This is a genomic window from Olivibacter sp. LS-1 (genome assembly GCF_008245145.1).
GTDB lineage: Bacteria > Bacteroidota > Bacteroidia > Sphingobacteriales > Sphingobacteriaceae > Olivibacter > Olivibacter oleidegradans.
The window spans coordinates 1,578,785-1,600,695 of sequence record NZ_CP041643.1 but is presented as its reverse complement, the minus strand read 5'-3'; the positions used below and the strand labels follow the sequence as shown (position 1 = coordinate 1,600,695).

12 protein-coding genes and 1 pseudogene are annotated in these 21,911 nt (G+C 45.0%); 5 read left to right on the top strand and 8 right to left on the bottom strand.

Translation table 11 applies throughout. The features are described from left to right. Positions 1-11: 11 nt before the first annotated feature. Positions 12-647 carry an RNA polymerase sigma factor gene (locus FKG96_RS06490; RefSeq protein WP_130856109.1) on the bottom strand — a complete coding sequence of 212 codons (636 nt, stop codon included), beginning with the start codon at positions 645-647 and terminating at the stop codon, positions 12-14. A 218-nt stretch (positions 648-865) separates the two neighbouring features. On the opposite strand from FKG96_RS06490, the gene FKG96_RS06485 reads away from it, so the two are divergent. After that, entirely contained in the window at positions 866-2,218 is a 1,353-nt protein-coding gene (locus tag FKG96_RS06485; RefSeq protein WP_130856108.1) for an amidohydrolase family protein, read from the top strand. A gap of 602 nt (positions 2,219-2,820) precedes the next feature. On the opposite strand, the gene FKG96_RS06480 is transcribed toward FKG96_RS06485, so the two are convergent. Beyond that, positions 2,821-4,662, bottom strand: a complete 1,842-nt coding sequence (locus tag FKG96_RS06480; RefSeq protein ID WP_130856107.1) for a carbon starvation protein A — start codon at positions 4,660-4,662, stop codon at positions 2,821-2,823. Positions 4,663-4,989: 327 nt separating this feature from the next. On the opposite strand from FKG96_RS06480, the gene FKG96_RS06475 reads away from it, so the two are divergent. Together FKG96_RS06475 and FKG96_RS06470 are read left to right on the top strand one after the other, a co-directional pair. Then, entirely contained in the window at positions 4,990-5,853 is an 864-nt protein-coding gene (locus FKG96_RS06475) for an ROK family protein (RefSeq protein WP_130856106.1), read from the top strand. A 219-nt stretch (positions 5,854-6,072) separates the two neighbouring features. Continuing rightward, entirely contained in the window at positions 6,073-7,239 is a 1,167-nt protein-coding gene (locus tag FKG96_RS06470; protein ID WP_013665192.1) for a DNA-binding transcriptional regulator, read from the top strand. 1 nt (position 7,240) lies between these two features. Here the strand turns inward: FKG96_RS06470 and FKG96_RS06465 are convergent, their stop codons facing one another. The 6 genes and pseudogenes from FKG96_RS06465 to FKG96_RS06440 all read right to left on the bottom strand — a co-directional run bounded on the left by FKG96_RS06465 (position 7,241) and on the right by FKG96_RS06440 (position 18,215). After that, positions 7,241-9,913, bottom strand: a complete 2,673-nt coding sequence (locus tag FKG96_RS06465; protein WP_149105273.1) for a glycoside hydrolase family 2 TIM barrel-domain containing protein — start codon at positions 9,911-9,913, stop codon at positions 7,241-7,243. Between the two features lie 96 nt (positions 9,914-10,009). Continuing rightward, a pseudogene (locus FKG96_RS06460) lies at positions 10,010-10,213 on the bottom strand (alkaline phosphatase family protein); the annotation flags it as partial. 12 nt (positions 10,214-10,225) lie between these two features. Beyond that, positions 10,226-12,373 (bottom strand): PhoPQ-activated protein PqaA family protein, encoded by a 2,148-nt coding sequence (locus FKG96_RS06455; RefSeq protein ID WP_130856104.1) that lies wholly within the window; start codon positions 12,371-12,373, stop codon positions 10,226-10,228. Positions 12,374-12,386: 13 nt separating this feature from the next. After that, complete coding sequence (locus FKG96_RS06450; protein ID WP_130856103.1) at positions 12,387-14,033, bottom strand: SusD/RagB family nutrient-binding outer membrane lipoprotein; 1,647 nt, start codon at positions 14,031-14,033, stop codon at positions 12,387-12,389. A 31-nt stretch (positions 14,034-14,064) separates the two neighbouring features. Further along, complete coding sequence (locus FKG96_RS06445) at positions 14,065-17,505, bottom strand: SusC/RagA family TonB-linked outer membrane protein (protein ID WP_130856102.1); 3,441 nt, start codon at positions 17,503-17,505, stop codon at positions 14,065-14,067. A gap of 164 nt (positions 17,506-17,669) precedes the next feature. After that, positions 17,670-18,215, bottom strand: a complete 546-nt coding sequence (locus FKG96_RS06440; RefSeq protein WP_130856101.1) for an RNA polymerase sigma factor — start codon at positions 18,213-18,215, stop codon at positions 17,670-17,672. A 192-nt stretch (positions 18,216-18,407) separates the two neighbouring features. Between FKG96_RS06440 and FKG96_RS06435 the strand changes: the two genes are divergently transcribed. Beyond that, positions 18,408-19,586 (top strand): exo-alpha-sialidase, encoded by a 1,179-nt coding sequence (locus tag FKG96_RS06435; RefSeq protein WP_242627191.1) that lies wholly within the window; start codon positions 18,408-18,410, stop codon positions 19,584-19,586. Then, the gene (locus FKG96_RS06430; protein ID WP_130856100.1) at positions 19,573-21,801 is read left to right on the top strand and encodes a hypothetical protein; all 2,229 of its coding nucleotides are present in this window, start codon (positions 19,573-19,575) and stop codon (positions 21,799-21,801) included. The genes FKG96_RS06435 and FKG96_RS06430 overlap by 14 nt, the downstream gene beginning before the upstream one ends. Positions 21,802-21,911: the final 110 nt, after the last annotated feature.

The window sequence follows — 21,911 nt, the reverse complement described above, 5'->3', positions numbered from 1 at the left end:
TTAAATTTTTTTTATTTCCCTAGAAAAAGACCGACCACGAAAAGGTAAGCTAAGTCAGTATACTCGCGTAGGTAGCGCTTTAAGAATGCATTTGTTCTTGCCATATGACGTTCGATGGCTTTAGGTGTAGTATTTTCAAGCTGAGCGATTTCTTTATAGCTCAACTGTTGTTCGCGGCTGAGCCGGAAAATTTGCTGCTTTTCCTCCGGCAATAACTGTAAGGCTTCTTGCAATTTATCGTTCAGTTCCTTATGATAAAGGTTTTCAAGCACCGTTTCCTCCAAGCATGGTTCCGTAGCCCTTTCCTGATTCCAAACCTGTTGAAGTTGTTGTTTTCGTTTTAGGTCGATAAAAAGGTGGTGAGCTATCTTGCGCAGGTAAGCCTGTAGTGATTTGGATGGATCGATCGACTCGCGCTTTTCCCAAAGCCGTACAAATGCATCCTGACAAATGTCCTCCGCCAACTGAAAATCAGTCGAAAGCAATTTAAGCTGAACCAGTAGCCTCAGGTAAAATCGATCATAGAACAACTGAAAAGCACGCGTATCTCCCTGCCGAATAGCATCCGCTAAGGCCGTGTCAGAAGGGCCGGCTTTGCAACCAACGCCTTCAGCATGCTGAGTTTCGCTTAGCTTTTCGATATCCATATCAACAGGCAAAATGAGCCAAAAAAGATGTCTTTTATATTAAATTAATATTAAAAATGCTTTTGGGTTTATACTCGGCTTTGCATAAATTTATGCATAGACACGGATTGAGGCAAACATAGGCAATCCCTGCACGTTATGCAAGTGGTACGATGTGTGATTTGCCCCGCACGTTAAAAAAACAAATTGCTAACTTTAAACGCCCAATATAGACAGCTATGGACAAATTATTGCTATTCCTTTTGCTTTTATTCTTCCTTGCCTGCTCTTCCTCTCGCCAAGAAGCTGACACCGCTGATGACACAAAAATAATATTAAAAGATGCCTTGGTAATTGATGGAACCGGTGCGGCCCCCCGTCAAGCCGATATAGCCATTTTCAATGGCCTCATTGCTGCGATTGATTCCCAATTAGATACAAGCGATGCAAAAGTGATCAATCTCGCTGGAAAAACAGTTCTTCCTGCTTTTATCAGTGCACATGTACATATCGGCACCTTGAAAGGAACATCAGCCAGTGCGGAAAATTTTACACGGGGAAACATACTGCGCCAGTTGCGAAAATATCAACAATATGGCATCTTACAGGTCCTTTCTATGGGCACCGACCGACCGTTGTTATTTGAAAATCAACTATACGATTCGCTCAAAAATGGGCAATTGGACGGCGCGCGACTGTTTTCAGCGGGCATTGGTTTCAATGTTCCGGGAGCGGTACCCACCGGTTCGCCCATGGATCTACTCTATCGGCCAACAAACGCTTCAGAAGTACCTGCCTTGATGGACCAATTAATGCAATATAAACCTCAAGCTGTCAAAATATGGGTAGACGATTTCGGTGGTACCGCAAAAAAAATGGACCGCTCTATATACCAAGCCATCATCCAAGAAGCTCATAAGCACAGTATTCCCGTAGTAGCGCATGTGTACAACCTGGAGGACGCCCGTCAACTCGTTGCCGATGGTGTCGACGTGCTTGGCCATAGCATTCGCGATCAATTAGTGGATGACGATTTATTAACCCAAATGAAAACCAATCGAGTGGCCTATATTCCAACACTCACGCTCGATGAGTTTGCTATCGCCTATGCCTCGGATCCCGAATGGATGAACGATCCATTCTTTAAACAGGCATTGGAACCGGGTGTCTACGAAATGCTCAGTGCCCCCGATTACCAAAGCCAGGTAAAAAAAGATCCACAATACGAAAGAAAAGTCTTGGCCCTCAAAAATGCGCTGGCGAACGTATTGCGCATGGCAAAAGCAGGCATACTGGTGGGATTAGGCACCGATTCCGGTGCCTCGCCGACCCGTGTACAAGGTTATGCTGAACATCGCGAACTGGAACTGCTTGTACGCGCGGGCTTAACACCCTTAGAAGCCATTTCCATTGCCACGCAAAATGCCGCTAAAATCCTCCACATCGACAAGCAATATGGCACCATCGAAAAAGGCAAAGTGGCCGATTTACTTATTTTAGAGGCAAACCCATTAACGGATATCAGAAACACCCATCAAATTGATGGGGTAATGAAGGCAGGGCAATGGATGCCTAGGGAAGTAGTTGAATAGTTGAGTCGTTAAGAAGTAGTTAAATAGTTGAGCCGTTAAATAGTTGAGTAGTTAAATAGTTGAGTCGCTAAGAATAAGTTGAATAGTTGAGTAGTTAAATGGTTGAGTCGCTAAGAAGTAGTTGAATGGTTGAGTCGTTAAATGGTTGCAGTAGCAGCTGTATTCGGTGACGCCTACAGCTTATAGCTTATGGCCTATAGCTTAATAGTCAATGTCATAATGAAAAGGGCTAGCGCGACTGAAAGCTGAAAGCTGACCTCTGATAGCCGATCAGCAGCAGTATTCGGTAACGCCTACAGCTTATGGCTTATAGCTTATGGCCTATAGCTTAATAGCCAATGTGATAATGAGAAGGGCTAGTGCGACTGATAGCTGATCACTGAAAGCTCGTTAAGACCCTAACTTAAAACCTATAACGTAGAACTTATAACTGGATAGGCCATGTGCGGTTGAAAGCTGACGCTGACCTCTGACAGCCGATCAGCAGCAGTATTCGGTAACGCCTACGGCTTAGCGCCTATAGCTTACAGCCTTATTAGTTGCACTGGCAATAGCAAAAGCCCTAACTTAAAACTTATAACTTAAAACTTATAACGTAGAACTTATCGCTCCACAAGCTCCTTTACCTGCTCGCCGTAATAGTCTGTCTGATGGCTATTCAATTGCAGCAATTGATACCATTTCCGGAAGGCTCCTATAAATACCACAAGCATAAGCAGCATCGCCAGCGTCGCCAATCCGGCCAGCAAGTATTCTCCATGAGGAAGATAGATATCAACGATTTGCAGATAGCCTGCCCAAAAAGTGATAAAAGCCATAAAAACACCGGGTACGGCCGCACAGACTGCATGTTTTCCGCGATTTAAACGGATCAGCATCGTCGTACACACAATCAAGCCACAAGCAGCCAAAAGTTGGTTGCTGATACCGAACAAAGGCCAAATACTGCTTACATTGCCGGTATAAACGAGATAACCCCAAGCGAAAGTAAAAAGCAAACTACTGATCACAATTCCCGGTATCCAGTTCTTATCATTGAACTTCGGCCATACAGCGCCCAGCATCTCTTGCAAGAAGAAGCGACCCACACGCGTACCGGCATCAATAGCGGTTAAAATAAAAACCGCCTCAAACATAATAGCAAAATTATACCAATAGGCCATAAGGGTGTCCATCCCCGGGATCTTATTAAAGATATGCGCCATACCCACGGCAAGAGAAACGGCACCTCCTGTTCTACCGTGAAGATCTACCCCAATCTTTTCCGAAAAGTAATCGATATCGACCCCATGTAAGGCAGGATGGGCGGCTAAAAAGGCGTCGTATCCTTCTTTCGGCGTATTGATAGCAAAATAATCCCCGGGCATCAACGTACAGGCGGCAATCAGCGCCATCAGCGCTACGAAACCTTCCACCAACATGGCACCGTATCCTACAAAAAGAATTTCGCGTTCATGGGCAATCATTTTGGGGGTTGTCCCCGTCGCGATTACCGCATGAAAACCCGATATAGCCCCGCAGGCAATCACAATGAAAATAAAAGGAAGTACCGGTCCTCCAATAACCGGCCCACCTCCATGGATGAAAGAAGTAAGTGCCGGCATTTCTAAAGTGGGATGGATGAAAATAACCCCAATGGCTAACATCACAATGGTACCTATCTTGAGATAAGTCGAGAGATAATCTCGCGGTACTAAAAGTAGCCATACCGGTAATACCGATGCGATAAAACCATAAGCAGGTATGGCAATGGAAATGGTGCCAATGTCCCAGCTGAATAGCTTATTGATCGCTTCATGCTGCATCAAGCTATGACCGCCAATAATTCCGGCAATCAATAGCACGCCCCCTAGCATGCTCGCAAATAAGACACTGTTTGCTTTATAGCGCATGATCAAACCCATGATAATCGCGATGGGCATCGTAATCAATACCGTAAAGAGCGACCACGAGGCTTCGTGCATCGCGTTAATACAAGCCAAAGACAGTCCTGCCAATGTTAAAATAAGAATAAACAAGATGGCAAAGCCCGCTACTGTCCCCGTAATCTTACCAATTTCTTTGGACGCAATGGTGGCCAGGCTCTGCCCTTTATGGCGTACCGATGCAAAAAGTACGACCATATCATGCACGCCACCCCCCAGCACACAACCAATAAGTATCCAAAGCGTCCCGGGCAAATAGCCGAACTGCGCAGCCAAAACCGGCCCAACCAACGGCCCCGCTGCAGCAATCGCCGCAAAGTGATGCCCAAAGAGGACATTCTTATTGGTTGCTACATAATCTTTGCCGTCTGCAAATTCAATCGCCGGTGTAACATGCTGATTATTGAGTTTCAAGGTTTTGTTTGCCAGGTAAATGCCATAAAAACGATAGGCTATGGCAAATAAGAGAATAGACGTAAAAACGAGGGTGAGTGCATTAATACCGTTTAGCGATTCCATCGATTGGTCATATTTGGGTTTACAAAAACGAGATACACAAACATAAGTAAAATACGCGAGATTACGGCGGCCTCAACCGCTAACAGCAAGCAGGCTTAAACATGCCATTTCCCGGTACGTACAACTATTTCTTAACCTATCCGTAAAGTTAACATCATGTCAATGGGCTTTCTTTGTTCGAACAATCTAATCGATCCAATGATCAAGCGAAAGTGCCAACGGCATAACCACGCTAAGGGATAAATTTATAGGTATTGAATAGTACATTTTGAAGATGCGCCCGTATTATAAAGGTATGAACAAAAACCTTTGTAACTCAGCGAAAAAATGGTAATAGGTGTAGATATAGGAGGCACTAATATTCGTGCCGGATTGATAGAAAATGGTGTTGTTATTCATCAAAATCAATGCGCACTGCAAAACAAGGATTCAATGGATGCTACGCTCTACCAACTTATAGAAACAATTAAACCACTAACCACCCAAGCCGTTGAAGGAATCGGGATTGGCGTTCCATCAGTCGTGGATATTGAACAGGGCGTGGTATATGATGTAGCGAATATTCCTGCTTGGAAAAGGCTTGAATTGAAACGAATTGTACAGGAACGGCTTCACCTGCCCGTGAAGATAAATAACGACGTGAATTGCTTTACCTTAGGCGAATATCACTATGGTGTAGCAAAGGGGATAGGATCGCTTATTGGCGTTACAATCGGAACGGGTATGGGGGCAGGGCTGATACTCAATCATCAGCTTTATATGGGCCATAATTGCGGGGCCGGCGAAATCGGACTCTTACCGTACCTGAATAAAACACTGGAAGAATATGTAGGCAGTCAGTTTTTTATGGATCGTATGCAAAAAAGTGCAGAAGAGATCGCAAAAGAAGCTATTGGAGGTGATCATGAGGCAATAAGGCTTTGGGAAGAGTTTGGCCTTCACGTTGGCGAGGCACTGAAAATAATGCTTTACGCCTACGATCCCGAAGTGGTCGTATTAGGCGGGTCCATCTCCAAGGCCTACCCTCTTTTTAAGAAAAGCATGGAAGAGTCAATGAGGTCTTTTGCTTATTCCAACACCTTACAAAAGGTGCGCGTGTTGGCTTCCGAGCATTCGCATATTGCACTTTTGGGCGCAGCCTCCTTAATCCAATTTGATATGAATGTACTTGCAAAGGGAACTAGGATTTAATGGGAGATACATAAATGTAATAATTTTTAGGTCTAACAATTTGCGGGAAAAAGATCGGTGTTGGCCATTTATGTTTAACTTTATTGTACGTATTGCGTATCGGGATTTATAAGCTTTTAATCGAAATACATGCAAATGAATCCTACCGATATAAACCTGATTCAATAAATAACATAAGAGGTGATGCATAGATGGCAAAGAACTAATTTTTAAATAGCGATGGTTTACAAAGTGATTCTGCTCCTCGATTTTGCCGAAGAATACAGCAAGAGCCTGTTGAAAGGTATAAAGGCTTATGCTAAAGAGTCCGGAAAATGGCTGTTTTGCTCCATGCCTTTGTTTCATCGGGAAACTTTGGGCATGTCAGGGATTTTGCGGTGGGCAAAAGAGTGGGGAGCGCACGGAATCATTGGTCAGCTATACAATGATCCGGAAATCGACCGGTTACTGGATGCCAATATTAAAGTTATCGCGCAGGATTTTAAGGAGCGTTTTCATAACATTCCCAATATCACCGGAGGCTATTTTGAAGCAGGTGCCATGGCCGCAGAATATTTCTTAAAAAAGGGCTTTACCCACTTTGCTTTTTATGGGTTCAAAGATATTGTCTGGTCGCGAGAACGGGCTACAGGATTTGAACAGCGATTGGCATATGCGGGATTTTCGGTACACTATTTTGAACATACCGGGCCTACTGCCGATGAATTATGGTACTACCGCCCCAGCGCGTTGAGTCGGTGGCTCAAATCGCTACCGAAACCGATTGCTTTGATGGCCTGCGATGATAATCAGGGACAACATATTACGGAAGCATGTCGGTTATCCCATATCCGTATTCCCGAAGATATTGCCGTATTAGGGGTTGACAACGACGAAATGATCTGTGAACTCTCCGATCCGCCCTTATCAAGTATTTCACTAAATGCAGAGAAGGGCGGGTATCAAGCGGCACATAGGATGGAACAAATGATCCTGACAGACACCTATAATGGTGAAGATATTTATGTCGGACCACTGCAGATTATTACTCGCCAATCCACCGATATTTATGCAACTAACGACATCCAAGTGGCGGCTTCTTTAAAGTATATCCATCATAATATTGAGAAAAACCTGTGTGTACAAGATGTATTAAAGGTGATTCCTTTATCCAGGCGTGTATTGGAGAAACGATTTTTGGAATGTACGGGAATGCCTATCTACAAGTATATTTCGACCTTAAGGATGGAAAAATTTGCCGAAAAAATCCTACAAACAGATCATGCAATTTATGAGATTGCGCTCGATTTGGGTTACGAGGACAGCAAAAATGTAGCACGCCAGTTTAAACAGATCTATGGTTGCAGCCCTTTCGTCTTTCGTAAGAGACAACAGCTAAGGAGGTAAACTAAAATATCTTTACTTCCCCATTGACCGATTGCAATTGAATCCGGGCGTTCTGATCCTCTGGATAACGGACCGTGATCATTTTAACCTCATATGGGAGAAGAGAAAGGTAATTATCAGACCATAAAACAGGCAATACATTATCCGTCAATGACTCATTCATTAACTGTAATTCGTTGAAAAAGGAAAGCTTGTCACTTGTGTTCTTTAGTGTTATTTGCCATACTTGATAGGCTCCTTCATTCCGTAAAAATTTCTTAGCCATTTCGAGCTTAACAGGCGGTAATTCAGATAAGGGACGAAAATTTGCAAATTCCTTGCTCGGTGTATAAAACCAAGAATAGGTGTTCCAATCCAGTGTGTCCATCTGCGCACTCAGCCAATAAAAATTGTCGGCTACGGCTTGTCCATGCTCATTCAAAACGGCTAAATGCAGGAAAGTGACCGGCTCTTGCTTGCCTGATGGAACCTTTATAAGCTTAACAACATGATTTGCTTTCATTTGATCAATTGGTATTACCTGCCGGCTGATCAACTGTGACTGCAGATTGTATACTTGTACAAGCAATTGGTGTTTCCGTAAATCTTGCCGCGTATCATTACTGAGGTAAATCGATCTATCATGATAGTTATATAAGGGGAGGATGGGTTGCAAGGCCTTCTTCGTACCAAAGTAAGCAGCATTTGGCATCAGGTAATAATCATATAGCTGCCAGTAAAATTCGGGCCAAGGCGAGTTTAACATCCACTGAACCACACCTCCTGCCTGTTTTCTATTCATAACATGTGCTTCAAACATTGGGCGAATCGCCTCATAATTTAACAGTTGTGCTTTAAAAGCCAGCGTTGCCAGATTAGGACTAGGGCCATATCGCTTTTGCAAGGCCTCTAGGTAGATAGACAGGCTAGCAAAATCCTTGCGTCCGGAGTGGTAGTTCCATACCGCATTGTCAGCCGGCCAACGGTATGCCGGTGGAATCATTTTTTCGATGCTTTTAATGGGCGGGATTTGTGGGCCTGGACCGACCTCCGAGTTGAAACCGTAGGCACCTCCTAATTTTTTGTCCTCGTACCAGTATACGGGAGGCACGTATTGATAGGGTCCGTTCATTTTCATGCCCGATTTTCCCGATATTGTACTGGTAAACTCACCCGCAGAGATCAGAAACGACGTAGTAGGCGCATATTTTGCCAAGGTGTCCAGATAACGTTGTTCCAGATCGGGAGGAGGCATGGCATCACTTCCACCAAGCCAGGTGAGAATACTTGGATGGTTGCGCAACCATTTGACCTGATCGCGGAAATAAGTCGCTAATAAATCTTTTTCTTTCGGCATCAGCTTGATGGCGTAGCGCTCAACCCCTTCATTGATGGGCAGGTTTTCGTCCCCTGCTTTCATCTCGAGTGGCAGACCCAAATAATCCGGCCACTCCCATTGGCAGCTCCATCCGGGCATCACTAGAATGCCGTACTGGTCACAAAGATCGTATAGATGCTGATTATTAGCCCATACCCCTTCCAAACGAAGGGCGTTAAGCCCCATATCCTGCACATATTGAATTTGTGCACGATCTTTATCGGGAAGATAACGCAAAAAAAGATCATCTACCCAACCCGCAGCTTTGATGAGTATATCACGACCGTTTATTTTATAATGTCGCCCCTGGTTGCTGTTTCGATAAGTTTCGATTTTGCGGATCCCGAACGTGAGGTAGTTGCTATCAGAAAGCTCTTGGTTTTTATTGTAGAGTTTTACAGCTGCTTTATAAAGAGATGGTGCTCCTAAGCCATTAGGCCACCAGAGCTTTGGATTTTTTATTTGAAGCTGTGGGAAGTCACGATGGTCAAACGAAACTATCCGATGGGCGAAGGGTTCGAGAACGATCTGTTTTTTTAGCTGCTGGCCGGCAATACGAAGGGCCAAGGTGATTTGCTCGGGCCTGTCGCTTGCATTTCTTAATGCAACTTGCGCCTTGAGTTCCGCATTGCTGGTATCGCAAACATCAAAGTCGCTCTCAACAAAAACGTCTTCTATAAAAACGGATCCGCTGCGCTTCAGCCGGATATCGCGAAAGATGCCCATAAAGTGATCGGCCGGTGTGGGCGCCCAGTCTACGAAGCCCATATAAAAATCGCGCACCTGTGGTGGATAAATCTTAATGAGCAGTTGGTTTTCGCCTTCTTTAATGGCGCGGCTCACCGGCAACGCAAATTGTCGGAAGGCACCGTAGATGCTGTCCTTATCGGCAATTAACTGCTGGTTAAGCCAAATATCCGCGCGATAGTTGATGCCGTCTAAATAAAGGATGACCTGTTCTTCCGAATTTAAGTTATGGATATACAACGACTTTTTGAACCACCAAGGTGATTGAAAGACTTGCGCAGGAATACTATCCATGCGCGTGCCTATAAAAGGATCGGGGTAAACACCTGCTTCTACCAATGCCCCAAGCACGGTGCCTGGTACCAAGGCCGGATACCAATCATTTTCCGCCGTGTGTTCCAATACCTTGTCCACTTCGTCGCCGACCACTTGGCTCGGAGCCATCACCCAGCCTGAATCGAGCACATTTTCGGCAATAGGCAATGCGGTTGAAGCTTGCCTGCAGCTAGCCGTTAGCAGACAAGCTAGGAGGCCAAATTGTAATTTCAATACAGTCGAAAAAGACGTCATTAGGGTAGGTTTAATAAATCAATCAACGGGTGGCCAACATTCCCGTTGGGTTCTTGTATATGTAATAGTGCTGCCAACGTAGGCCGAATGTCTGTCATTCCCGTGGCTAAAACCGGTTCGTAATATGCGTTTGAAGCCGCCTTCTCCATAGCGATCATAAAAACGATAAAGGTAATCCCTGCGCATTTGGTCGACAACCAAGCCCACTACTAGTTTTGGTCGTTTAAGCGCCTCCGTCTGTGCAAAGCAGCTGTAGCAATAAAAGCCGCAAAGGAAGAAAAATAGAAATCTTTTATTCATTTTCTTGTTTTTTTATCGCTTCTCTTTACCGTTGAGATAGCGTAATAGTTTTTCGGGCTCGTCTGTTTGTATAATATTGGCGCCTTTTGCAAGAAACTTGTCCAACTCGCTTAGGTCCGCTTGTTGTGCGATCATTTTATCCAGATCACCCAAGGTATTCATCCAAACGTTGGCACCCTTGTTTTTGATATGAGCTGTTACGGTATTGGTATAAAAACTTTCGTCCAGGTGCACAATGCTTGGCTCAAACAGCGCGAGCGCTTTGTCGGCTTCTTTTAGATCATGTGATCTCGGCATTAGTTTAAGTGAGGAGTTGGCAGCCTTTACTTTTGCCAACTGCTTGTAATCACTGTCGAAAAAGATCACTTCCCGCTGTGCTTTTACTTTGGCAACGGTATGCAGGATGGGATCCAACTTATCTGTTTTAAGATCCAGATCCAGTACAATTTTCCCCTTTGCGAGCTGTAAAGCTTCTTCCAAGGTGGGAATATGGTAGCTGGTTTGTTTGCCCCGGTGCTTCAACTGTAATCGGCTTAGCGCCTGAAAAGTAAAGCCTTCCGCATCCCCCTTTCCATTCGTTGTGCGGTCGATGGTTTGATCATGCATCAAGAAAGGAATACCATCGCTGCTTACCTTTACGTCTATTTCAACAATATCTACACCCTGTTTAATGGCGGCTTCAATGGCTGCAAGCGAGTTTTCCGGTACTTCGTGATGTACTCCGCGATGCGCGGCCACTAAGATTTTATTCCGATGTGGTTCCGCCAAAGCCTTCAGCGTCGCTTCCAGATGACCGTGTTGATGACTTTCTACCAATCCAAGGCTATCCATTACAAAGATCCGGCTCGACTGCCCATAGGTGCTTCCCGTAGGATCGGGATAGAGCAGCTCCACAAAAAATGCCTTATAGCCCGCGCTGGGAAAGTCAAAGGAATAATGAAGCTGAGCCTCGTTTCCCACGTAGTTCTTTTGGCTGAATAACCATACATTATTGCGTAAGTCAGCATCTTTAGAGGAGGCTTCCCAAACTTTTATACCCTGTAGCTTATCGGGAAGAATTTTCAACGCCAAATTTACTTTCTTCCCTTCAGTATTGATTTGCCATTCGGCAGGCGGGTATCCTTCATCCCGGAGCGTTAAGGCAAAAAAGGCATTCAACGCATTAAAGGCATCTTGTCCGTCTCCCAAATTATGCCCTACGTTAGGTACATAATGCAGCAAATTGGTTCCCGGGATACTATCGTAATAGTGTTTTATATTATCAACCACCCAATAAGGATCGTTGGTACCCATAAAAATCATTTTAGGCATTTTCAACGCCTGTCGGTAACTATAGGGATCAACCATTTGCAGGAGTGTAGCGCCGGCTTCACTTTTTGCCTGCTGCGGAATACCTAAGTTTACATAATCCTGAATTTCAACACTGTATTCTTTCCAGGTTTCAATTTGATAATCCAGACTTACGGGCATATTCAGCACATCAATCACCATTGGAGCAATTGCTATGACGCGTTGATCACTGGCCCCTGTCAGCCAAGTTGTCCATCCCCGTTTGGAAAGGCCTGACACCACAAAACGATCAGCAGGCACCATCGTATGTTTTTCAGTGAATTCCGTAACCGCATCCATGGCTTTAACAGCACTTTTTACCATGGGAAAAAGTAAAGGCCATGTGTAGTCGCCCTCTTTCTGAAACTGATGAAAGGTATAAGAAATGAGCGCATCTTCTGTCAGCCCATTGAATAGCGGTTGGTTGGGTGTTTGTTTCAATAGCGCTACACAGGCTCCATTTTTTTCTGCAAGGGAGCTTAGGTTCACTGTTAACGCATCCTGCTTATCGGTCCATCTTGGCTGTCCCTTATCCAGCGAACCGCCACTGATAAATAATAAGGCAGCACTTTGCTTTAAATTTTTCGGTACAATTACACTGAGCTGATGCGTCCAAACGATGTTTCGCCAGGTTTGAGAAGTGAGTAGCAAGCGATATACCTTCGTCTCGTTGCCAAGGCTCAAGGTATCGTGTATGATCCATCTATACGTATCATCTTCTTTCTTTAGATACTGCTGCAACGCATTTTGGGGCGTCACAGCAGTTTGGGCAAAACTGAGCCCTATATAAAAAAACACATGAAAAATTCCCGTCAGTAAGCGCTGTTTCATTCTCGCAATTTAATTAGTAAGGATTATTGGTATCTTGTAACAACCAGCATTTCGACCAAGCACTGTTTTTACCATCAGCCTGTGAAAAAGCGGTGGTCGATAATCGATCTAAAGCCTCTTGTACATGTTGCCCGTTCATATTGATTTCATCCTGCATGTAATAAAAGCGCAAGGGAAGGGCCCGCCTAAGCGCTACCGGCCCCGCTTGCAACCGAGGGTAACCGGTTCTTCGAAAATCGAACCAAGCCTCCGTTGCGGCCGTCCAACTAGCAATCCACTTTTGGGTAATCAGCTGTTCAAGCGACCCATCAAAACGAACTCCTTCTGTTTCAATATACGCATTATAATTGGCGGCTAGCTGCCAGGCATCTAAAGAAGCCTCAATGGCCGCATTATAATGTTCGGCGGCATTACCCGTATTCCATCCCTTCAGTGAAGCCTCAGCCAGTATAAAATGCACCTCGGCTGCTGAAAGGAGCCGTGCCTTTAGTAAAGGTCCGGAAGCTTTCCGATAGCGCTCGTTTAAGTAAGAAACATGGGGATTAAATGAGGTCTGCCCCGGTGTTGGGTTTAAATTATAACTGGATGGCAAATTGGAGTAAGAAGGCGGAATACCTACATAATCCGGATCGGTATCAACGGAGGTATTGGCTACCATATCGGGCGACAAGTATCGCTTCCCATTGCTAATGCGATCGGTGCGCGGGGGTAAAGTGGCATCAACAACCAAAGGAATCTCCACTTTTTGGGCCCATATCGTCAGGCGGGGATCATCCAGTTGCTGCAAGGTGTTTACCAAAGTGGCACACATCTTCAATCGACGGAAATTCGACCCACCCGTATCGTCAATCTCGGTATTACTAGGCCAGGCATTGGCGCTTGTGGTACCGGGGTAGCTCATCGCAGCATCTTCATCCGCCGCTAAGATCAGCGGGTATTGATCCGGATTCGTTGCGATTTTCTCTATGCCTGCCTGCGCAAAAGAGGCTTCCTTAGCCGAAAGACGCATATAATAACGCAAGGCCAGTGAATTGGCAAAACGCCGCCAAGCCGCTGGATCACCATTATAGAACAGATCCGCCGCCGCTTCGATACCCGTATAAGAAGAAGCCGGTTGCGAGAGTAAATTGTTAGCGGTTTCCAATTCGGCTAAAATGCCATGATAAATATCGGCCTGGGTATCATATTTGGGCGTAAGATACTGTGGGTCGTTTAAATTCCCTTTTAACGCATCGGTGTAAGGCGCATCACCCCATAAATCGGCAATAAGCCCAAAGACATAGGCTTTCATCACCAAGCCAACGCCCTGATGAAAGGCCTGTCCACTTTCTTCGGCACGGTTCATGAGAAGTTGGGTGTTACGTAAAATATTGTAGTAGTCTGTCCAGCTTTGGCTGCCCGCCCAATCATAATCGTTGTGGCTTTCAAACCAAGCATCTTTCTGCGTATGTTGCACAACACCGGCGATATCCTGATAGCCTAAATTGGTATACAGCTTCCCTGTTTCGCTCAATATCGTTGGCAAAATAAGGTTAGGATTCACCGCCGTTTCATCTACCCCATTGGGATTCACATTCAGATCGTCCAGCTTCTTACAGGAAAACAAGAGTATTGCTATCAAGAGTAAGTAAGCGACCGGCGTTTTTATTACGTTGTTCATGGCTTTATTTCTTGTTGGATAACTAATTAGGTTAAAAAACCACTGCTATTTTGAAACCGATCGGCATGACCCACGGGTTTACATTATAGCGTTCAATCCCTTGTTTGAACTGGGTACCTGCCTGTGTTCCGGCTCCGGGTTGAAAAGCCGTTTCGGGGTCGATCCCGATTTTCGATTTCGTCCATAAGATAATATTACGACTGTAGATGGAAACGTTGGCCGATTGCATACCCAGCTTTTTAACGAAGTTGCCAGGTAGCTCATAACCAAGCGAGATTTCCCGGAGCTTTATAAAGTCGGCATCAAAGGTAGCAGCGCTCATAAAGTCCCAAGGGTAATTATCGCTCAAGGGTATGATTTTAGTACCTTCGCCCCCCAAATTTTCGGTATAGCCAACAATATTGCCATCGTCATCATATTGTGCGATAACACCGGGGTTAAAAGCGCCGAAGTTATAGGTCTGCCCTTCCATTGTAAAAGGAAGCCCACCGCTTTCGGGGGTTGGTCCGCCCACAATGCGGAACTGGTTGCCACGCACAACCACCAGGTCATTGTTCACCAGGTAATCACGTAGCGCTTGCCCGCTCATACCATTTGGATTGATCAGCTGGTCAAGGAAGCGCTGCGTTTTCATGTCCGATTCATAATAGCGATAGGTTTGGGAAACGAATTTGCCTCCTTTACGCCATTCGAGTGAGAAATTCAGGCTAAAGCGTTTATAGCTAAGGCCCGACTGTAAGCCGATGCTAAAATCGGGATTGAAATTACCGATTTTGGTGCGTGTATTGGTCATCGATATACTCTGCCAGGAGCCATTTTCGTCGAGGATCGGATAACCATAATAAGGCGAATTAACGTCTTTCACTGTAACGAGTTCCGCATCGTAGAGATCACCAATTTCATCCCCTATATAGGTACGGGCACCGCCCTTGGCGTCCGACCATAACTCATAGTATTCCAAGCCATCTGATAATTCCATAATGCGTGTTCTGTTTCTCGACCAGTTGACATTGATATCCCAATTCCAGTTGGTCGACTTGATCGGTGTGCCGCCTAAACTGAGTTCCCACCCTTTGCTTACCAATAAGCCGGCATTGATGTTTTTAGAGGTATAACCACTGGAGCTGGGCAATTGAATGGGAATAATCTGGTTCCGATTATCCACTTTATAATAGGTGCCGGCAAAACGTAATCGATTATTAAATAAGGCAAAATCCAAACCACCTTCGTAGGATGTACTTTGCTCCGGCTTCAGGTCGGGGATGAGTAAAGCGCTCGAAGAGCCAAGGCGAACCACATTACCCCAGGGGTCCATATTTTGTAAAACGTTGATCAAGTTATAGGGACTCGTGTCATTACCGGCTCTCGCCCAGCCACCGCGCAATTTCAACAGATCGATCTGATCGGGTAATTTAAAAGCATCATTCAATAATACACTTAAGGAGGCGGAAGGGTAAAAATAGGAACGATTGTTTTTTGGCAAGGTGCTCGACCAATCGTTTCGCGCAGTTAAATCCAGATAAATGAAATCTTTGTAACCTACGTTAATTAATCCATATATACTGTGAATGGCTTTTTCACCGATGTAACTGTTGTAACGTAAACTTGTCGGAGCGATATTGGATAAGGTATATAAGTTGGGTATTGTTAAACCGCTTCCATTAATCGAGGCATTGATGACATTTTCATTGCGCTGATAGCGGGTGTTTCCGCCTATTGACGTATTAAAGCTCACATCGTTAAAGCGTTTCTGATAACTAGCGAGGAAATCAATATTCTGTTCCAGGTTATTTAAGTTAGTGATACCGTAGGCTCCTTTCGGATCATTGGAATAGCTATACGGAACTTTGGTTTCTCTCTTTTCGTGATAAAGATCGAGTGCATAGCGTCCCATTAAACTTATTTCGGGCGTAATTTGCCAATCGGCACGTATATTACCGAAAACGCGATCGCGCTTAAAGGCATTGTTCACTTCATAGGCCAGAAAATACGGGTTATCATAGTCGCCCAAACTTTGCGAACGCTGCACCACCCCCTCTTGTCCGGGCAGCCAATAGTCTTTTAAATCCAAAATATTAATATGAGGTGCTACGGCATAAGCCCATTGAAGGGGATTGGTACCTCGGTTACCTGCGGGCCGATTATCAGAGCCATTACGACTGAAATCAATTTGCGAGCTGAGCTTAAGTTTATCGGTCAATTTCAAGCTGCTATTGAGGTTCAGTGAATTCCGACTCAGATCGCTATTCGGAATAAGGCCTCGATTCATCATATTAGAATAAGAAATCCGATAAGTAATCTTCTCCGTATTGTTAGCGATGGACACCCCATTAATAGAGGTAATACCCGTTTGTACAAATTCTTTGATATTGTTCGGATGAGAGACCAACGGCATGGCGACAGGGTTACCCTCCGCGTCTAGCGGACTGTTCCATTGAATGGCTTGATAGCCACGGTCAAGTTCGGGGCCTAAAGCGCCTGCCGATCCTTCTTCAATGGTGAGCGTCCCATTAGGAGTACTTTCCGGCGTAAAAGGAATAACCCCTGCGGCGAAGCGATGATGCATATCCAGGTATTTGTACGGCACATCGAATACCGTATTGCTGGTCACATTAATTTGCACCTTATCTAAACCGCTACCACTTTTGGTGGTGATCAATACCACGCCATTGCCCGCCCGTGAACCATAGAGCGCCGCGGCACTCGGCCCTTTCAAGATCGAAATGCTTTCAATATCATCTGGATTCAGGCTGGCCAAGGCATTACCATAATCTACGTTGTTGTCGGTACCTACCTGACTGACATTATTAATCGTGTTGGCAATCGGTACACCATCCACTACGAAGAGCGGTTGGTTATCCGAACTCAAGGATTTTGCTCCCCGAATGACCATGCTAACGGAAGAACCGGTTGAGCCCGTAGAGCTGATACTAACGCCTGGCACCTTACCGGTAATGCTATTGAGTACATTATCCTGTGCCACTTTGTTAATATCCTTGCTGCTCAACTCCCCTACCGAGTAGCCCAATGAGCGTGTCGAACGCTTGATGCCTAAGGCGGTAACCACCACCTCATCCAGCCCTTCCGTCCGTTCTTCCAAGGCCACGCGCAACATACGTTGGCTACCTACGCGTACTTCCTCTTCTTTATAACCGACAAACGTGAATACGAGAATTGCTTGTTCATCGGGTACTTCAATACGGAAGGTACCGTTCATGGAGGTCGTAGTGGTGCTTCCGTTTTCTTTAACTTTAATACTAACACCAGGGAACGGCCGGCCATCGGTGGCCGAAGTTACCACGCCCTGAATAGAGATAGCCTGCCGGTTGACGGAAACGGCATCTGCGTGCGCAGCGGTAGTCAGGGCTCCGTTCCCAACCGAAGCCGACGCGCTTATCGGTAGTCCGAGCTGGTACAGCACCGCTAGCGAACAAATGAGCAGTTTGGGCGTGCTTGGTAAATTGAATTTCATAAATTCCTTATTTTGATTTTTTCCCTTTTTACAGCAGATGATTTTGTTAGCTGATCAATTATACTACTACGGATAAGTAAAAAAAGGCTATCAAATACAATGGTAATTTTGAAATAATTACTTGTTTAACAATACGTTGTTGTTTTGTTAATATAATATTAACGTTAAGCAATGAGCATTTTAGGTTTTAGCTGATCGCGTAATAACTGCTTTGCTTTTACCAGCTGATTTTTGACCGTATTCTTGGAGATGGAATAACTGTCCGCTATTTCCTGATAGGATTTACCATCTACAAAACACATATAAATAATTTCCCGTCGTTTATCGCTTAAGGCATTCATCGCGGTTTGGATCATACGATAACGCCGCTCCCTTACACCAATGGGGTCCTCTTTTTGGCAACTTTCGTTGATATAGGATTGAAAAGCAATGCGATTTCGTTTTTCGCGCTTGATGTGGTCGAGCACGAGATTACGCAGGCAAGTAAATAAAAAGGAACGGAAGTTCTGTTCGGGCTTTATCCTGTTTTTGTTATGCCAGATCTTGGTAAAGAGATCATGCACCATATTTTCTGCTTCTTCCGTATCGCGAAGCATATGCATGGCAAATTTAAAAGCATCCAGTTTGTAGGCTTTGTACAATTGATTGAAGGCATTGTTGTCGCCCTGCTTCACCTGCTGCAGGAGCGTTACATGTAGGTCCGTTGACATAAGCTGTTTAATTTGATTGTTCAACGAAATTATCGGTGAAAGCTCCTCCTTGGTGACGCATTTTGCGCTTAATAAACCTCAATCTGCGTCAATCCTAAAATTTTGATTTCAAGTAGCCCGATTTGAATATTGCCACGTATGATATAATGAGCATCCGATTGGTGAAGGTGCTAACTTAAGACAAACCTGCATATGATGCGACATCATTTCATTTTTTATGCGATCTTTTTATTATTCAGTATAACGCTTCGAGCACAACCTAAAGTGGCGGAAGCGACCCTGATTTTTCCTTTGCAGGCAAAACATGTCCATGGTAGTAGTTTGGCCGTTTTACCGAACGGAGATGTATTGGCTGCCTGGTTTTATGGCAGTGGAGAACGAGGGGCCGATGATGTTTGCATTATGGGATCCAGAAAGCGCGCAGGAAGCAAAACTTGGTCCACGCCTTTTCTAATGGCCGATACGAAAGGTATCCCGGATTGCAATCCTGTATTGTTCTTGAATCACAAAAAGCAGTTGTATCTCGCGTGGATTGCCGTACAGGCGAACCGTTGGGAGCAGTCGATCTTGCGTTATCGCGTAGCTGATAAATATGAAGGTAGTGCGGCCCCCAACTGGGGCTGGCAGGACAATATACTCTTAAAACCCGATAGCAGTTTTGTGCAGGAACTTAAGGAGAAGTTATCGATGTTGTCCGATCAACAACATGGCTGGGCAGCCTACGCACCACGTTATGATGAAATGATCGTAACCAATGCACAAGATCCCGCCAAACGTAGCTTCGGTTGGATGACACGCATTAAACCCCTGCTATTGGCCGACCATAAAATATTGTTGCCTTTATATTCCGATGGCTTTAACTGCTCTCTCATCGCCATATCCGAAGACGATGGAAAAAGTTGGCGACCAAGTAAACCTATCGCGGGCCGGGGAAACATCCAACCCGCATTAATAAGACGGAAACAGGGCGATATTATAGCTTATATGCGCGACAGCGGGGATGCACCCGCACGAATTCAACAAAGCATCTCGATGGATGGCGGTGAAACATGGACGGTAGCAAGAAAAACGGAGATTCCCAATACCGCCAGTGTGGAGGTCATTCGCTTGCTCGATGGGCGGTGGCTATTGGTAGGTAACGATGTGGATGATGGACGCTATCAACTCAGTTTGTATTTATCCGAGGACGAAGGCACTTCCTGGAAACTCAGCACCCCGCTTGAAGCAGACGACAAGAAAAAACTTTCCTGTTCTTACCCGTCAATCGTCCAATCGACCGATGGCTTTATCCACCTCAGCTATTCTTACCATGTGACAAGCGATAAAAAATCAATAAAGTATTTAAAAATTTCTCCCGATGATATTAAATAAAAAGAAGATTTACCAAGTGTTGCTTCTATGTTTGGCTCTTCAACCTTTTGGATGGCGAACGGCTATTGCCCAGGATCGGTTCAAACAGGAATATGCCATAAAATATTACACCCATGATCGAAAAACGAATAATGCGAAAGTTTTGAGTGATCGAAATGGGCGGATTCAATTTTTGCAGGCAGGTCGTTTATTAAAACCTTTTGATGGCAAATTGCTCTTTCCAGGCAGGCTATCGGCCGACATCACGTATCGTTACGACTCCTTGGAAACTTTTAGAGATATCATCCTATATCAAAACAATTTTGTGTACCTGACCAACCAACTGGTTTATAGCAATGCCTGGGCAGGAACCTGTTTATTTAAACATCACTTGCCAAAGGCAAAATTTTTGGAAATGGACGAAACGGGAAACGTTTTTCTGACCGATGGGCAACAGATCAGATGTTATGCGATGGATGGAAAAGTGCTCGCAAATGCTCGCGTAGATGATAAAATTAAAGCCGTACACTATGACACGCGAAATCAGCTTTTTTGGATGCTCAGTAATCAGGCCCTATATAATTATAGTTTACAAAACAAGCAGGTACACACCGTTTATCGGGGGAGTGATTTTAGCTGCTTTACGCTTAATGAAACCGGAAAACTACTGGTCCTTGCCAAATCAGATCGGTATAGCCTATTCAGTATAGAAAAGTCAACGGATGGACAAGTGAGGATGATACAGCAACGCAACTGGGATGATCGGCTGCCGGCGCAACCGGTGAACACAGTTCAGTATGTCGATGGAACGCTTTGGTTTGGATCGATGCACGGGGCCTTTAGGCAACAGGAGAATGGGGCTTTTGATTATTATCAAAGTGGCCGCTGGTTGCCCGGCGACACGGTATATTCGCTTGCCAAAGGGCCGGAATCAACGGTGTTAATAGCTACGAACAAAGGTTTGGCCCGCTTGCACCATAAAGCAATGAGCTTGGAAGAGAAAGCCGCCTATTATGACAAACAAGTGCGCGAGCGGCATATTCGATACGGTTTGAATGCAACACTGAAAGGCTTGAAGGAAGGAAATTTACGAACAGGCATTTTGTCCGATTCTGATAATGACGGTTTATGGACGTCTATGTATCTGGCAGCGGAGGCCTTCCGTTACGCTACGACCAAAGATTCCGATGCCTTGCTGAATTGCCGCGAATCTTTATTGGCCATGGAGCGCCTTTATAGCGTGAATCCTTTAAAAGGCTTTCCATCACGATCATTCGAACGAATCGGTCACAAGACAGATCTTGCCGATAGCAAGGTTTGGTTGGATGCGCCTGATGGTCGGTGGAGCTGGAAATCCACTACCAGTAGTGATGAGGCAATCGGTCATCTTTTTGTTTTTTCGGTGCTGGCCGAGGTGGTAAACGACCCTTGGGTGAAAGAAAAAGCCGTTACACTGATGGATTCCCTGATGTCGCATATTGTGGCTAACGATCTTTATCTTGTCGACCATGACGGAAAGCCGACGTTGTGGGGGAAGTGGAACCCCGCTTATGTCAATCAATTTCCGACAAACATAGGCGATCGAAAATTAAACTCGTCCAACATCATATCCATGTTACAATCAGCCTATTACTTCACTAAAAAAGAAAAATACCGAGATAAGGCGTGGGAATTAATGGACAGGCACGGATACTATGAAAACCTGATGCGGCCGATGAAAGGTATTGGACAAGCCGATGAAAAAGCTGATGATTATAGCAAGATGCTTTCTGAAAGGTGGAATCACTCCGACGATGAGATGTATTTTTTAGGCTATTGGGGCTTGTATCGCTATGCCTTAAATGATACATTAAAGAATAATTTTCGAAAAGCAATTCTGGATCACTGGGAATTCGAACGACCGGAAAAAGATGCGCTGTGGAATTTCTTCGCTGCTATGGTTGGCGAAAAGAACTTTGACAGGGATGCATCCCTATGGTTTTTGCGCGAATTCCCCTTGGATCTGATCAACTGGCAAGTGACGAACAGTGTCCGAAAAGATATCAGGCACTTGGAGGAGAATTTTATGAATCAAAGCACGGATGCCGTTCTTTCGCCCAAAGAGCGCCCCGTCCACCGACATAATCGAACAACCTTTATTTTGGATGAAGATAGCAACGGAACGGAAGAGTTTAGTGCGGGTGATATTTGGTTACTCCCGTACTGGCTCGGACGGTATTTGGAAGTAGTGAAGTAGTAGCAGTGACAGTGACACCTGCCTACTGGCAAGTAGACTAACATAAACCAAAGCTGACTGCCGATGGCTGATCGCCGACAGCAGATTGCTACAAATCTGTTACAAAAGCG